General features: G+C 43.9%; 12 protein-coding genes. 2 read left to right on the top strand and 10 right to left on the bottom strand.

The annotated features are described in order from the left end of the window. Positions 1 to 96: 96 nt before the first annotated feature. On the bottom strand, positions 97 to 2,280 hold the full coding sequence (locus L3V43_RS06815; RefSeq protein ID WP_102057928.1) for an OsmC domain/YcaO domain-containing protein: 2,184 nt from the start codon (positions 2,278 to 2,280) through the stop codon (positions 97 to 99). Between the two features lie 262 nt (positions 2,281 to 2,542). On the opposite strand from L3V43_RS06815, the gene L3V43_RS06810 reads away from it, so the two are divergent. After that, on the top strand, positions 2,543 to 3,445 hold the full coding sequence (locus L3V43_RS06810) for a phytanoyl-CoA dioxygenase family protein (RefSeq protein ID WP_102057927.1): 903 nt from the start codon (positions 2,543 to 2,545) through the stop codon (positions 3,443 to 3,445). Positions 3,446 to 3,526: 81 nt separating this feature from the next. On the opposite strand, the gene L3V43_RS06805 is transcribed toward L3V43_RS06810, so the two are convergent. The 8 genes from L3V43_RS06805 to L3V43_RS06770 all read right to left on the bottom strand — a co-directional run bounded on the left by L3V43_RS06805 (position 3,527) and on the right by L3V43_RS06770 (position 13,141). Beyond that, entirely contained in the window at positions 3,527 to 4,135 is a 609-nt protein-coding gene (locus L3V43_RS06805; RefSeq protein ID WP_010605243.1) for a GNAT family N-acetyltransferase, read from the bottom strand. A gap of 128 nt (positions 4,136 to 4,263) precedes the next feature. Next, the gene (locus L3V43_RS06800) at positions 4,264 to 4,857 is read right to left on the bottom strand and encodes a sulfotransferase family 2 domain-containing protein (protein ID WP_102057926.1); all 594 of its coding nucleotides are present in this window, start codon (positions 4,855 to 4,857) and stop codon (positions 4,264 to 4,266) included. Positions 4,858 to 4,927: 70 nt separating this feature from the next. Further along, on the bottom strand, positions 4,928 to 5,590 hold the full coding sequence (locus L3V43_RS06795; protein WP_102057925.1) for a hypothetical protein: 663 nt from the start codon (positions 5,588 to 5,590) through the stop codon (positions 4,928 to 4,930). A gap of 398 nt (positions 5,591 to 5,988) precedes the next feature. After that, positions 5,989 to 9,105, bottom strand: a complete 3,117-nt coding sequence (locus L3V43_RS06790; protein ID WP_237116380.1) for a CusA/CzcA family heavy metal efflux RND transporter — start codon at positions 9,103 to 9,105, stop codon at positions 5,989 to 5,991. A gap of 12 nt (positions 9,106 to 9,117) precedes the next feature. Next, positions 9,118 to 10,845 carry an efflux RND transporter periplasmic adaptor subunit gene (locus tag L3V43_RS06785; RefSeq protein ID WP_237116381.1) on the bottom strand — a complete coding sequence of 576 codons (1,728 nt, stop codon included), beginning with the start codon at positions 10,843 to 10,845 and terminating at the stop codon, positions 9,118 to 9,120. Continuing rightward, positions 10,838 to 12,160 (bottom strand): TolC family protein, encoded by a 1,323-nt coding sequence (locus L3V43_RS06780; RefSeq protein ID WP_237116382.1) that lies wholly within the window; start codon positions 12,158 to 12,160, stop codon positions 10,838 to 10,840. The genes L3V43_RS06785 and L3V43_RS06780 overlap by 8 nt, the downstream gene beginning before the upstream one ends. Beyond that, positions 12,160 to 12,633, bottom strand: coding sequence for a DUF411 domain-containing protein (locus L3V43_RS06775; protein ID WP_237116383.1), 474 nt, complete (start codon positions 12,631 to 12,633; stop codon positions 12,160 to 12,162). Before L3V43_RS06775 ends, L3V43_RS06780 begins: the two co-directional genes overlap by 1 nt. 124 nt (positions 12,634 to 12,757) lie before the next feature. Next, a complete protein-coding gene (locus tag L3V43_RS06770) occupies positions 12,758 to 13,141 on the bottom strand; it encodes a hypothetical protein (protein WP_237116384.1) in 384 nt (127 codons plus the stop codon). Positions 13,142 to 13,292: 151 nt separating this feature from the next. Between L3V43_RS06770 and L3V43_RS06765 the strand changes: the two genes are divergently transcribed. Continuing rightward, on the top strand, positions 13,293 to 13,901 hold the full coding sequence (locus tag L3V43_RS06765) for an outer membrane beta-barrel protein (RefSeq protein WP_102057919.1): 609 nt from the start codon (positions 13,293 to 13,295) through the stop codon (positions 13,899 to 13,901). 33 nt (positions 13,902 to 13,934) lie between these two features. On the opposite strand, the gene L3V43_RS06760 is transcribed toward L3V43_RS06765, so the two are convergent. After that, entirely contained in the window at positions 13,935 to 14,852 is a 918-nt protein-coding gene (locus L3V43_RS06760) for a LysR family transcriptional regulator (RefSeq protein ID WP_237116385.1), read from the bottom strand. Positions 14,853 to 14,916 lie beyond the last annotated feature (64 nt).

The following is a 14,916-nucleotide window of genomic DNA, read 5'->3' as shown; positions in this document are numbered from 1 at the left end:
AGTTAATGTGTAACCACTAAATACACACCAGTCTATCAAACAGTAAAAGCAAGATAAGCAGTCATGCTATCTTGCTTTTACTTAGAAACATAAAGCTTAGCGCTGCGCTAATTTCCCTCTTGCTGCATGAAGCTTCTTATAACTTTCAATAAGACGCAGGTGCTTATCTAAACCTTCCAACTTCATGTTAGTTGGCGTTAAGCCATAGAATTTCACATCGCCATTAATTGAACCAATAACCGCATCCATCACGTCTTTAGAGAACATGCGAGTGAAGTTATGAATGTAATCTTCTATTTCTAGCTCTTCATCCAACGCAATTTCAAGCGTGGCATGCATTGCTTGGTAGAATAAGCCACGCTCAACCGTGTTGTCATTAAACTGCAAGAAGGTTTCAACTAATTCAATGGCCGCTTCGATATCGCCAAGCGCTAGATAGATTAAAATCTTAAGCTCAAGAATTGTAAGCTGACCCCACACCGTATTTTCGTCAAACTCAACGCCAATTAGGGTGATAATATCAATATAGTTATCAAGCTGGCTGTCTTCTAAGCGCTCAACCAAGTTAGCTAATGCTTCGTCATCTAGAGAATGGATGTTGAGAATATCTTCGCGATATTGCAGTGCTTTATTGGTGTTGTCCCAAATCAGATCTTCGGCAGGGTAGACTTCAGAAAAGCCCGGAACCAAAATACGACAAGCGATCCCTAAGTCTGTAAATTCCGCAATATAGGCTTCTTTACCTAACCCTTCCAAAATGCCAAATAACTTATCGCATTCTTCTTCATTAGTGCCTGTAAAATCCCACTCAACAAAATCGTAGTCATGCTTCGCACTAAAGAAGCGCCAAGAGATCACCCCCGTTGAATCGATAAAGTGTTCAACAAAGTTCTCCGGCTCAGATACCGCCATACTGTTAAACGTAGGTTTTGGTACATCGTTTAAGCCTTCAAAGCTACGCCCTTGTAACAACTCGGTTAAACTGCGCTCAAGTGCCACTTCGAAGCTAGGATGCGCCCCAAAAGAAGCAAACACACCGCCTGTTTTAGGATTCATCAGGGTTACGCACATTACGGGGAATTGACCGCCAAGAGATGCATCTTTCACCACCACAGGGAACCCCTGCTCTTCAAGCCCTTTGATCCCTTCAACAATACCTGGATATTTAGCAAGTACAGACTCTGGCACGTCAGGGAGCACGATTTCCTGCTCGATGATTTGCTTTTTCACCGCGCGTTCAAAGATCTCAGATAAACACTGCACCTTCGCTTCAAACAGGTTATTACCGGCACTCATACCGTTACTTAGGAATAAGTTTTCTATTAGATTTGACGGAAAATACACAGTTTCACCATCAGAATGGCGAGTATACGGAATAGAACAAATACCGCGCGCTACATTACCTGAATTTGTGTCGATTAGATGTGAACCGCGTAGTTCACCTTCAGGGTCGTAAATTTCACGAGTGTAGTCGTCTAAAATCTCAGTAGGAAGCGCATCATCAGCTTCAGGCTTAAACCACTTTTCGTTCGGGTAGTGAACAAATTCAGCATTTGCGATTTCTTCACCAAAAAACTGATCATTATAAAAGAAGTTGCAATTTAAACGCTCAATAAACTCACCAAGTGCTGAGCATAGCGCGCTTTCTTTGGTTGCCCCTTTACCATTGGTGAAACACATTGGTGAAGCAGCATCACGAATATGCAAAGACCAGACGTGTGGCACGATATTACGCCATGATGCAACCTCAATCTTCATGCCTAAATCCGACAGGATCTTGGTCATATTTGCGATAGTCTGTTCCAGCGGAAGATCTTTACCTAGGATAAAAGTGCTGTCGCTTTCGCTGGTATCAACCATCAGCATAGCCTGCGAGTCATCTTCAAGGCTTTCAACCGCTTCCACTTGGAATTCAGGTCCTGTTTGGATCACTTTTTTAACAGTACAGCGATCAATTGAGCGCAGGATACCTTGGCGGTCTTTTTCAGAAATGCTTTCCGGAAGCTCCACCTGAATTTTAAAAATTTGGTTATAACGATTTTCAGGATCAACGATGTTGTTTTGCGCCACACGAATTCCATCCGTTGGAATGTCACGCGCATTACAATACACCTTCACAAAGTAAGCTGCACAAAGCGCTGAAGAAGCTAAAAAGTAGTCAAATGGACTTGGTGCTGAGCCATCGCCTTTATAGCGAATTGGCTGATCTGCAATGACAGAAAAGTCGTCAAATTTGGCATCAATTCTGAGATTGTCGAGGTAATTTACTTTGATTTCCATTGGAAGGTTCCGGTGTGTTGCAATCGAAAACGCCAATTGTACTTGAGGATGCAAAGTGGTGCCAATGGAAGTTTCTGTTTATTCGAGTTGAGTTAATATAAACAAAATCCACAATGTAACCCACCGTAATTGCGCTAACTGGCATTTTACGACACTATAGTCAGTGCTGTAGCTGAGACAGACTCTATTGGCAGGCGAGTGAATATACTCGACAAACAACACTTAAGTCTCACAAGCAACAAAATAACTAGGAAGTACACGCATGACGATTGTGAGCAAAAGCAAACTCGATTTTTACGAAAACAACGGCTTCGTTTTATTTGAACAAACTTTACCCGACACACTGCTGGAACAACTGAAGCGACTATCTAATGCGCTCGAGAGTAAAGCAAAACAAGCACAGCAAGATGGAAAAGTCGCGACTCAATACCATTTATCAAATGAATCAGGTGAGCCAAAACTCTTTCGTTATAATGATTTGCTTTTTGAAGCGCCCGAGTTAATTATCGAACTACTCGCAACACCAGCAATGTTAGCGATCAGTGAACACCTTTGTGGTGTAGGCAGTGTTCCATTGCAATGTGACTTAGTCTGCAAATATCCACATCCCCACCCTCACATAGCTTGGCATCAAGATGCTCCTCATTCTCGTCATTTTGCATATTTAAATGTCGGTATCTATCTTGATGATGCGAATATAGATGACGGGTGCTTACGCTATTTGCCAAATTCCCAACACCAAATTTTGGATATTTATTCTCTCTCGAGCGAATATGGCTGGAACATTCCAGGGGTTGTACAGCAACCAGCTAAAGCCGGAGATATCTTAGTTCAAGACATGATGGTTTTACATGGCTCTGAGCCGAAACGCAGTGAAGGTCCGAGAAGGACAATATATGTAGAGCTTCGACCACTTGCAGGTGTCAATGAGAATCAAAGTAGTGAATGGGCTGAGCTTAGAAAGCAGTGGATGGCACACGTTATTCAGGCTGCAGACCCAGAAGACGTGCCTGAGAATTGGCTAGCCGTTTATGGTGAACCCAATTATGATTTGAATACGCTAGTAGAGCGTATCAAACAGAAACGAGAGGCCGTTATCCCAGCTGTTTGGGCACCGAAAATTGTTGAGCACCCAGACTATCCTACACCCGCCGACCTACGTTAGTCTGCATGAAGTAATTGTCACCGCTTATCGATGACAATTACCTCTGACCATACGGTGTTTGAAATTTCCTCTCACTTCACCTTAGCTAAAATCAAAAACACGATTTACTTCAATGCCATAGCACACTTCTTCAAACCTAAATCGTTTCATTGTTATCCCTTGGGCTTGGTCGAGGTTTACCGCCCCATGCTTTTCGTAAAAGCGTCTTGCTTGTTGGTTTTGTTCATAGATCCAGGTGTAAGCGCTTTGACAACCCAGCTCGTAAAGCTTTAACAAGCGTGCTTTCAACAGCGCCCTACCGAGCCCGCGGTTTTGGTGACTTGGTAAAATGTAACCACGATAAAGCTCGCCAGCATTCGTTCTCGATACTTTTTGGCTAACCGGGTTATACATTCGGCGATAAATCCCAGCTGCGCCGCAGCCTAATATTTTCCTGCCATCAGTCACAAGCAATGCTGTTTGGGTTGTCGAATTTTTGATAATCTCAGACCAAATAGTTGCAAAAAATTCGACGTTTCCCCTTTTTAGCACGTGCTCTGGTAAAAACCCGCTAAAGGCCGCTTGCCAACTCACCTTGGTGACTAAAGCCATTTCCTCTATATCTGCGGTGCTAGCAGTCTTTATGGTGATTTTTTCTGGCAGGTTAAATACGTCAACAAATGCCTTTTCATCTAACTCAGTGATATCCATATAAACACTCAGAAGCTCTTTTAAGTAACAATTAACACATTATTGTTACAACTTGTGATTTATACAAATATTTATTCCAATTTCCTTCTTGCTTGGATATTTACCGTTTTTCACAAGGCCGACCACTATCAAAATTTATACCCAAATTGATAAATATCATCTAGGAAAAGCTCCTCAGCCAATTTTAACGCTAAATCAGAGTAGTAATGACGGTAGTGCCTACTTGATGCTTGATTATAATAAGGTAAATAATAATCTTTGCTCCCCAACTTCCTTAAAATTCGCTTACTGTCTTTTTGATAGTTTTCAAAGCGGCAAATTTCATTAACGAGTGAATTTCCCAAATGGTCAGATAACTGGGACCATTGACTCCACGCTATTCCGCCGTGCTGCTCTGCAACCATCTCTTGTACAAATAGTTCAAACCTCTCTTTCTCTGCATAATGATGCTTCTCAGATACCGCTTCTGAGTGTAGACTTTTACCTTTCTCTAATAGTGAATACCAAGAAACGAGTCTTTCCCATGGGTTACGTACAAAAGCAAATTTAAACGTACTCTCAAACGCTTCCGGCAATGCCGCTCTAGCCTCTAGAAGCGATGCATGCTGGCTGCATATCATCCTTAGGTCTGGCGCCGTTTGCCTGAGGACACTACATAACGACGTACCGCCAGTGCGGCTAATATGGCAGAACAAAAAATTGTACTTTTTAGAATAAAACATAAGCCTCAATCATTTCAGACTACAAAATGCATTTTCTTCACTTTGTTAAAGCATCCTTGGTCAAGAATAACTACAAAGTCGAAATCAGGTCTCGCTGACTCACCTTACCAAGTTTAAGCTGTTCGTAAGAATGATAGATAGCCTTTTTGCTATCTTGCAGTCGCTGGGTAATGTCTTCACCTTCAAGTAGCGCCGCTTGCGCGGCTTCTAGCCTATCTTGCGTATCAGTAATAATTGCTGTTAATTTTGCTTTATCTGATCTAATTAGCGTACTGTCCTGCTCGACTTTTTGCTCAAGCATAGTTAACAACTCTGAGCGTACAGTTACCGTTTTATACTCTTTAAAGTCCAATCCCAGATGATTAAATAACAGTGCTTGGTTCATCTCTTCTGGTGCAATTTCTACTTCAATTGGCATCTCTACAATGTTCGTCATCATTTCACGATACATCTCGATGTTATATTCGCGGCTGCCTATTTTGTGATTCGAACTCACCAGAGCTTCATGGGCTAGCTTTTCAGCTTGCTCAAAATGCTTGGTAAGGTAGGTCGATTGGGTGTTGTTCGGGGCTTTTTCTTGAACGGCCTTTGCGGCTTCCATAAACGAAGGTGTTCCTGAATTTTTTGCCACTGAATTAGAAATGTCTTGATCGCTCACAGCATTATTGTTCTTTCGACTATAAAGATCGTTCGAACCATACATTTGTGAATAAGGTGAATTTTGAATGTACATACTCGCTCCTTGGTGCATTGGCTGTTCTAGTACAGCAATAAGTGCGCCAAGGAAGCGTTATTAACCTGATCTCGGGTTAGTTAGAGTCCTAGGAGTCTTTTATCCAATTTTTCGATGTAATCGGGTTTTACCAAACCAAAGTTTGCCGTTCAAGCGCTTAATATTACTGCGCTTGAGGCAAACTTTTTCCGCTATCGATTAACTAACCTGAGCTTCGGATAATTAATGCCTTTCTAGCAGCCAATTTTAGCGCTAACTGCGTTGAATTCACTTCCAATAGCCAGCTATTGGTGCGTAAATTCGTCTAGTTATCCCTAAAACTCTCTGGCTAGATAAGGGAATAATTTAATGTGTGTTTAAAAACAATTAGTTAGTTCATTCCTTATCCAAACCTCAGGTTAATCATTAACTTTCTCACGCCAACGGATCATCAACATATACACTACAGGTAACACCACTAAGGTAAGTAATAGTGCGCTTGCCATGCCGCCTACCATAGGCGCGGCGATGCGGCTCATTACCTCAGAACCTGTGCCCGAACCGTAAAGGATTGGCAATAACCCGATAATAATTGTTGCCACCGTCATCATGACTGGACGAATGCGTTTGCCCGCACCTTCTAAAATGGCATTATTAATGGCTTCAAGGGTTATGATCGGTTGTTTCTCCTTAAGCTCGCTGATGGCTTGGTTGAGATACACGAGCATGATAACGCCTATTTCAACGGCAACACCAGCAAGCGCTATAAAACCAACGCCAACTGCGACCGAAAAGTTAAACCCCTCAAGGTATAGTAACCACAGTCCACCAATCATCGCCATAGGTAACGTCGCCATGATAATTGCCACTTCGCTAAAGCTTCTAAAGTTCAAATAGAGTAAAACGATAATGATCCCAAGCGTGAGCGGTACCACATAAGTCAATTTAGCTTTAGCACGCTCCATATATTCGTATTGACCAGCCCAACTGATGGAATAACCTGCAGGTAACTCCACCTGCTCGCTCAGTACTTGTTTAGCGGCTGCCACATAGCTGCCAACATCGACACCATCTAAATCAATAAACGTCCAGCCATTAATGCGAGCGTTCTCGCTTTTAATGCCCGGTGGCCCGTTTTCAATATAGATAGTTGCCACATCACCTAGGGCAATATTTAATCCCTCGGCGGTGACTATAGGAAGCTTCCGCAGTGCTTCTGGAGAATCGCGTAAGTCTTGCGGGTAGCGCAAACTAACCGGATAGCGCTCTTGTCCTTCAATGGTTTGCGTGACGTCCATTCCACCAATTGCAGTTGCGACCACTTGCTGTACATCAGCAATATTGAGCCCAAATCGCGCGGCTTTATCACGTTGAATATCGACCTTAATATAACGACCCCCAGCTACCCGCTCTGAATAGACCGAAGCGGTGCCCTCTACCTGACTCAAAATACGTTCAAGATCTTGACCAATCTTTTGGATAGTATCTAGATCTGGACCCGCGACTTTAATTCCAACAGGCGTTTTAATCCCCGTCGCGAGCATATCAATACGCGTTTTGATGGGCATCACCCAAGCATTGGTTAAGCCCGGAAACTGCACTAGCTTATCGAGCTCTGCTTTGAGCTTTTCAGTGGTCATTCCCGCACGCCACTGATCTTTAGGTTTTAATTGAATAAAGGTCTCGATCATCGTCAACGGGGCAGGATCGGTTGCGGTTTCCGCGCGACCAATTTTACCAAAGACATTTTTTACCTCAGGCACCGTCGCTATCAACTTGTCGGTTTGCTGTAAAATTTCTCTGGCTTTACCAATCGAAATACTTGGATATGTAGTCGGCATGTACATTAAATCCCCTTCATCCAAAGGAGGGATAAACTCGCTGCCGATTTTATCCATTGGATAAAAACCAACGACAGTAATAGCAGCAGCAGCCAACAACGTCAGCTTAGGAAAGCGTAAAACTTGTTTCAACAAGGGCATATACGCGCCAACCAACATTCGATTGATTGGATTTTTATGCTCGGGCACAACTTTACCGCGAATAAAGTATCCCATCAGCACAGGAATAAGCGTAATGGCAAGCCCTGCCGATGCGGCCATCGCATACGTTTTAGTGTATGCCAGAGGGGCAAACATACGCCCTTCTTGCGCCTCAAGAATAAACACAGGTAAGAAGCTTACGGTAATAATCAGCAAACTAAAGAACAGCGCAGGACCAACCTCAGAAGCCGACTTTGCGACGATTTCCCAGCGATTTTCATCATTGAGTGGCGTTTTTTCCATGTGTTTGTGCATGTTTTCAATCATCACGATTGCACCGTCGGTCATCGCCCCGATAGCAATGGCTATACCACCAAGGGACATGATATTTGCGTTCACCCCTTGAAAATACATCACGATAAAAGCCACCAGAATGCCAAGTGGCAAAGTGATCACGGCAACCACGGAAGAGCGAATATGAAATAAGAACACCACACACACTAAGGCCACCACCACCAGCTCTTCGAGCAGTTTAGACCAAAGATTATCAATGGCTTTGGTGATAAGCTCGGAGCGATCGTAAACCGTCACCACTTCCACCCCTTCAGGTAAGCCTTGTTGTAGCTCAGCAAGTTTTTGCTTTACGCCGTCGATGGTTTTTTGCGCGTTTTCTCCAAAGCGCATGACTACAACACCGCCAACAACTTCTCCTTCGCCGTTAAGCTCAGCAATGCCACGACGCATTTGCGGTCCAATATTGACAGACGCAACATCTGCTATCGTTAATGGCGTGCCTTTGACAGCTTGCCCAAGTGGGATAGCTTCAATATCTTTAACGCTTTGAATGTATCCCGTACTGGTCACCATATATTCGGCTTCAGCCATCTCAATCACGGAAGCGCCCGATTCTTGGTTACCCCGCTGCAGCGCCTGCTGTACATGCGTAAGCGGAATACCGTAAGCGCGCAATTTGTTGGGATCAACCTGTACTTGATACTGTTTCACCATACCGCCAATCGGCGCTACTTCTGACACGCCAGCAACCGATTGCAACTCAAACTTTAAAAACCAATCTTGTAGGCTGCGTAGTTGGCTAATATCGTGTTTACCGGTTTTATCAACTAATGCATAAAGATATACCCAACCCACCCCAGTGGCATCTGGGCCCAACTGCGGCTTAGCCGCATCGGGTAATTGTGGTGCGACTTGACTTAGATACTCGAGCACCCGACTGCGCGCCCAGTAAAGATCCGTTTTATCGTCAAAAATAACGTAAACATAGGAATCCCCAAAGAAGGAATAACCACGTACGGTTTTTGCGCCCGGCACAGAGAGCATGGCAGTGGTCAGCGGAAATGTCACCTGATCTTGCACCACTTGTGGTGCCTGTCCTGGATAAGGTGTTTTGACAATAACTTGTACATCAGACAAATCCGGAATGGCGTCGACAGGTGTGTTTTTAAGGGTAAATAGCCCAGCCCCCACCAGCATCAGTGTCAGCAGTACCACAAAAAAACGGTTGTATACTGACCAGTGAATTATTGCTTGGATCATTGTAAATGCTCCTTAGTGGCCAGAGTGCATATTCATCGACATCTCGCCTGCAGGTTTGATATCAGTCACCACAAATTCGTCACCCACTTCAAAGGTGAAAGTCACCTTCATTCCTGTCATAAGCTGGCTTAAATCAATGTGCTCAGCTGCAACAAAGTCCATCGTTGTTGCGGGACGGTCCCATTTTTCAATGGCATCGCGAGAAATATTAAGCACTCGGGTGTCAGGGGTGATGGTGTTTATCACGCCACCCACGGTTGCTGTTGGTAAGGTATTTTTGGTCGTACTTCCTTCGGACATAATGTGAATGCCTGTCAGTAATACGCTACCGTCATCCTGTTTCGTGGCTTCAAAATGCAAAGTCTGTCCAGCGTTTAATTCGTCAACATCGACACTTTCAGCCACGGTAAAATCCATCACCATTTCAGGCCATTCCCACTCGGGTACGGGTTGATGATCGATATTCACTACTCGACTTTGGTAGTTCACGCTTTGAATTTCTCCTTCAATCCAAACTGACTTAGTCTCAGCAACTGGCGCCATACGCATAAAATCAGAAGTAATGCTCGATTGAGAATCAATCAGGAATTGGGCTGACGTAACAATCTTGTCTCCTTCGTTAAGGCCTTTGAGGATTTCAATGTTTTCATCACCAATTTGACCCAGTTCAACGGCAACCGATTTAAAGCTACCGGGTGCAACTTCAACGACAACACGATTTTGTTTGGCAGTGCGGATCACAGCTTCACTCGGCACTTGCAATACATCGTCACGAGAATCGGCATGAATGTTCACTTGCGCAAACATATTTGGCTTTAATAGCGCATCACTGTTGTCAAACCTGAGCCTTACTCTAAGTGTCCGTGTTTTTTCATTGAGTGAGGGGTAGACGTAATCGACTTGCCCTCGCCACGTTCTGCCGGGTAAAAAGTCTAACCTCATGGAAACCGCTTGCCCCTGAGCGACCAACATAGCATCACGTTCAAATACATCAGCTTCGACCCAAATTTCGTCAAGTTTGGCGATACTCATGAGCGTTGTGCCTGGTTTTACGTAAAACCCTTCTCGGATCTGGAGTCCATCCAACACCCCAGATTGACGCGCATAAAAGGTAATGCTTTGATGCACTTCACCCGTTTTTTTAAGCGTATTGATAAAGTCATCACTCAGGTGCAATGCCTTGAGCCTTTCATGCGCTGCGTTTATCAGCGCCTGATTATTACGCTTTCTAGCAATAAGGTATTCTTCTTGCGCATTAACCAGTTGCGGCGAGTACAAGGTATACAGTGGTTCACCTTGCTTCACCGGATCTCCTGCTGCTTTCACGTAGAGCTTTTCAACCCAGCCCTCAACTCGAGGATGAATGTGAACTAAGCTATCTTCGTTGTACTGAACATACCCAACCGTACGGATTTGGTGAGACATCGCTTGACGCATGGCCACCGCAGTACGAACGCCCAAGTTGTTTTCAACGTGAGGCGCTATCTCCACAACCCCCTCACCAAATTTTGCATTCGCAGACTCTTCTTCGTACACAGGTACGAGATCCATTCCCATCGGAGACTTACCTGGCTTATCACGACGATAGTTCGGATCCATAGGTGCAACCCAATAAAGTGGCGCTTTCTCAGCGTTTTGCGCTACCGCAGACTCGTTACTTGAAGAGAGATTTATCCCAACTAGCACGCCTGCCGTTAATGTCGTGACGGCAACCAGCGTCATTTTTAAGTTGTTATTCATGGCTTGCACCCTCTTCAATTTGAGCCAAATAGTAGTTACTGCGTACCACCGCTTTTAACAGTGCAATATCAATGGAAAGTGCTGATAACTGCGCATTCAGTTTCGCGATACGCGCCCTCACTACCTCGGAAAAGTCGCCATCATCATTGGTATAAGCAGTCAACGCAGCTTCGGCCTGTTCAGCGCTTTGTGCCACAATTGATTTTGCGTATAGCGATTGCCTCTCTTGCAATCGTTGGATAGTTTGAATTTCTCCATTTAAGTTTGAAAACAGCTGCTTTAGCACCAGCAACCGGTCGGTTTTACTCGCCTCAACTTGTGCAGTCGCTGCCGCTTTTTGCTGATCTTGTTTTCCATCTGTGAATAACGGAACGTCGAATGACACACCAACGCTAAAAAAGTCGGTGCGAGACATCTGATCTGGTGCATCATCCCGATACGCGTAACTCCCATTGACTGAAAACTGTGGTTTATATGCCTGCTCAGCTAACTTTACCCCTTGAATAGCACGGAATGTATCAACGTCGGCTGCAACCACCAACGGGTGATGAGTCAAATGTTGTACTACAGCTTGGCTATCAACTGGGCGTTGCTGCATCAATTTTGGCGCAATTGAGCGGATCAACGGCAGTGTCACTTCGTTTTGGTCAAGGACACTCAGCGCATTTGAATTAGTGAATGCATCATTTAACAGCCATTGCGAAAGGTTTGCCTTAGCAGTGTTAAGCTGCTGATAAGCCGCGGAACGCTTGTCATCTAATTGCATCACCTCAAGCTGAGCACGGATCACATCTTGCTGGCGTGTTGCACCAAGCGCATTGGAGTAGCTAGCATTGGCAATTTCTACCATTTGGTCAAACAACACACTATCGCGTTCAATCAATTCTAACGTCTTTTTGGCTTGTACAATATCAAGCCACACCTGAGAAACATCGCGGCGCACTTGCGCTTTTCTATCCGCTTGTAAAATCGGTTGCTTTTTAGCGTCAAGTGCCAATTGTTGGCTCTTAATTTCGAGGCTATCTCCTCGCGGCAACATCTGCATCACACCAACTTTAAGCTGGGTCATCCCCTCTTGATTAAACTCCCAACTATCAACAGGCAGGTTCATCATGCCTATGGACACCTGAGGATCAGGATAGCTTAGTGCTTCTCGGCTCATCGACTGCATCGCAGATCGCTTGTATTGGCTAGATTGAAGCCAAGGATCGTTGCTGATGGCTGCATCTATCGCTTGCTCTAACGTTGCAATATTGGCCTGTGCTATCTGTGGCAGTATCAGAGTTGCAATAAACAGGGAAACTTTGATTGTCATTAGAATTGCTCCTCATAGCTGTCGATTTTAGCAAAAATCTCATAGCTCCCATCTTTTTTGAGTAGCAATACTTGATAAGGCATAAAACGCTCGCCAACTTCCATACCGGGCGAGCCAAGTGGCATCGCAGGCACACTCAAGCCGATGTTTTGTGTGTCTTGAGTTAACGTTTCGTTTTGCAAAAACAGTTTAATAAACTTGGCAGGAACATGCCCTTCAAAAATAAAGCCACTTTTAGAAACCCCGGTGTGGCAAGATTGATAATTTTGCTTAATACCAAACTTACTCTTAAGTGAGCCAAGATAATTTAAATCGGTGGCTTTGTGCGCGATACCTTGTGCAGTTAAATGGTTTAACCACAGCTCACAACAGCCGCAGGTTGGGGACTTAAAGACTTCCAATTCTATATTAGATTTACCATATGCCATGGCGCTCATAAGCCATAGCGTCATCACTAAATAAAGCTTTTTCATGCTAACCTCGCATGTAATACCTATTGCGTTACTGCAACTGGTATCAATCAATTCGTTGAAAATTACGCCAAAAAAGACGATTAATCGTACAAAACTTTGAAATTAAGGCAGATCTGCCCTGAGGTTAGGCAAGTATTGGGGGTTTATAAAGAGAGCGAGGGTAGTCGCTAAGCTGACCAGTTGTGAAACTTAATTTATCGTTTTTCAGTACAATAGGCGCTATCCACTCTCTTGGCGAAAACGCTGCAAGATTTGTAGAGCACATATGTGTAGGGCAAGTGCAATCGCTGCATTGTGCTGTGTTCTGAGGGTCACAGCAATCCATTTCAATCATCATTTCATGGTGATGAGGATCAGCCAATTGCACGTCACTTTGAAGCATTTGATGAGATGTTTTATGACTTGCAGTACCATGCATTTCACATGCTGCCATGGAGGCAGCCGCGTTTTGACCACTGAGTGTAGCCAACACGAGCAATGTGATAAGTAAACGTAAGAATACTCGCAAGGTACTTTTCCAAATCAAAAATCAGGTTAATAATAAAAACCTAACCAAAGAAATGCAAGTAAATCACCCAACCTCGTTATTATTTTCTTTCATCATTGATATACTAGCGCCCAAATCTAAAAAACTCCTCCAACTCAAGGAAATGAACTATATGAAATTAGTTACAGTAACAACTATTTTAGCTTTGGCAGCATCTTGCAACGTCAGTGCTACAGATTTCGGAGACTTTGGTATCTCTATATATGGTGGCAAAACTTATAGCAGTGATATCGAAACTTCTCGCCACCAAACATACGAATTAGAAGACGATTCGCATTTTGGAGTGAGCGTAGACAAATATGTGCCTGAAGGCCGTTATGGTTTCTACTACAGTAAAACCGAGACTCAGCTTACCGCATACCCTCTAAATAAAGTGGAAATGGAATACCTACTATTTCAAACTGCAGTACTACGCCCTATCAATGATGATTTAGATGTTTATCTAGGTTTACAAATTGGTGCTACCTTCATGGATCCAAACTTTATCGACTCTGACACTTTTTTTGCATCAGGGTTATACACGGGTTTTGAATACAACCTTGGTGCAGGTTTTCATCTCGGTGCTGAAGCACGATGGATTGCAACTATCCTTAACAACAACTCTAAAGTCAGTTGTGATGTCGACCCAGACACCAAAAATACTTGTAGCTGGCACTTCGACAGTGAGGTAATGAGCCAATATCAAGCGAGTGCAACATTAAGTTATCGCTTTTCACTGTAATTATTACGAGCGGGTTTTAATATACAGTAAAACTCAACAACCCCTGGTGAGTCTCTGTACAATAAAGTCAGCAAAAACACTTACTTTTGCAGGAATATGGCGAGTAGCTGGGTATAGCATCCACAGCTCGCCAGAATAATTCGTTTCAAATTGCCATTCAGGTAATACCTGTATCAACCCCCCTGACGCTAACGCATCTTTAGCTACAAACATAGGTAAGCTTGTGATCCCAAGCCCTTTCAACGCAGCATCTAACCTTACTCTAGTGTGATTTGCCTTATAGCGCCCGTTAACTGGGGTTGTGTGTTTTTGTGTGCCTTTTCTGAATCGCCACTTAGCATCGGCATCCGTTTCCCCCAAAGCAATGCAGCTGTGTTGTATTAGTTCTTTAGGGTGAGTAGGAATTGAGTGTGTTGCAAGATATTTTGGTGATGCCGCTACTATATGTTCTATCGTCATTACGCTTCTGCCTATTAAACCCTGCGGTGGTTCGTTAGTAATTTTAAATAGAATGTCTATTTCATCTCGGATCAGGTCCAGTGCGTTGTCATCCAACACCAAATGAACATCAATGTTTGGAAATTCGCCTAGAAACGCCATTACACTTGGATGAATTAGTGTGTGTGCGACCGCTTTTGGCGCTGCAATTTTAACTGTTCCTTGTGCCGTTTGATGATGGCTTTCACAAAGCGAGATGACGTCTTTGGCGGCTTGTTCCAACTGAGTACAGCGCTCATACACAGCTCGTCCTGTTTCGCTCAATCTTAAGCTGCGGGTGGTACGCTGAAGTAAACACACCCCCAATTGCTGCTCAAGTTGTTTTATGGCACGACTCACTGATGACGGCGAGACACCTAATTGCCGAGCGCTTTTGGAGAAGCTTCCAGTATTCACTACCGAAACAAAAATCGACATTTCTTGCAGTAGTTCAATATGTTTACTGGTCGTCATAACCTTCCCATTTGTGCGTTATACGCAAAAGTTATTTCTATTCTTAGATTATTATCTTCCTAGG

The organism is Pseudoalteromonas sp. L23 (genome assembly GCF_021728455.1).
GTDB lineage: Bacteria > Pseudomonadota > Gammaproteobacteria > Enterobacterales > Alteromonadaceae > Pseudoalteromonas.
This window is presented reverse-complemented; position numbering and strand designations above follow the sequence as displayed.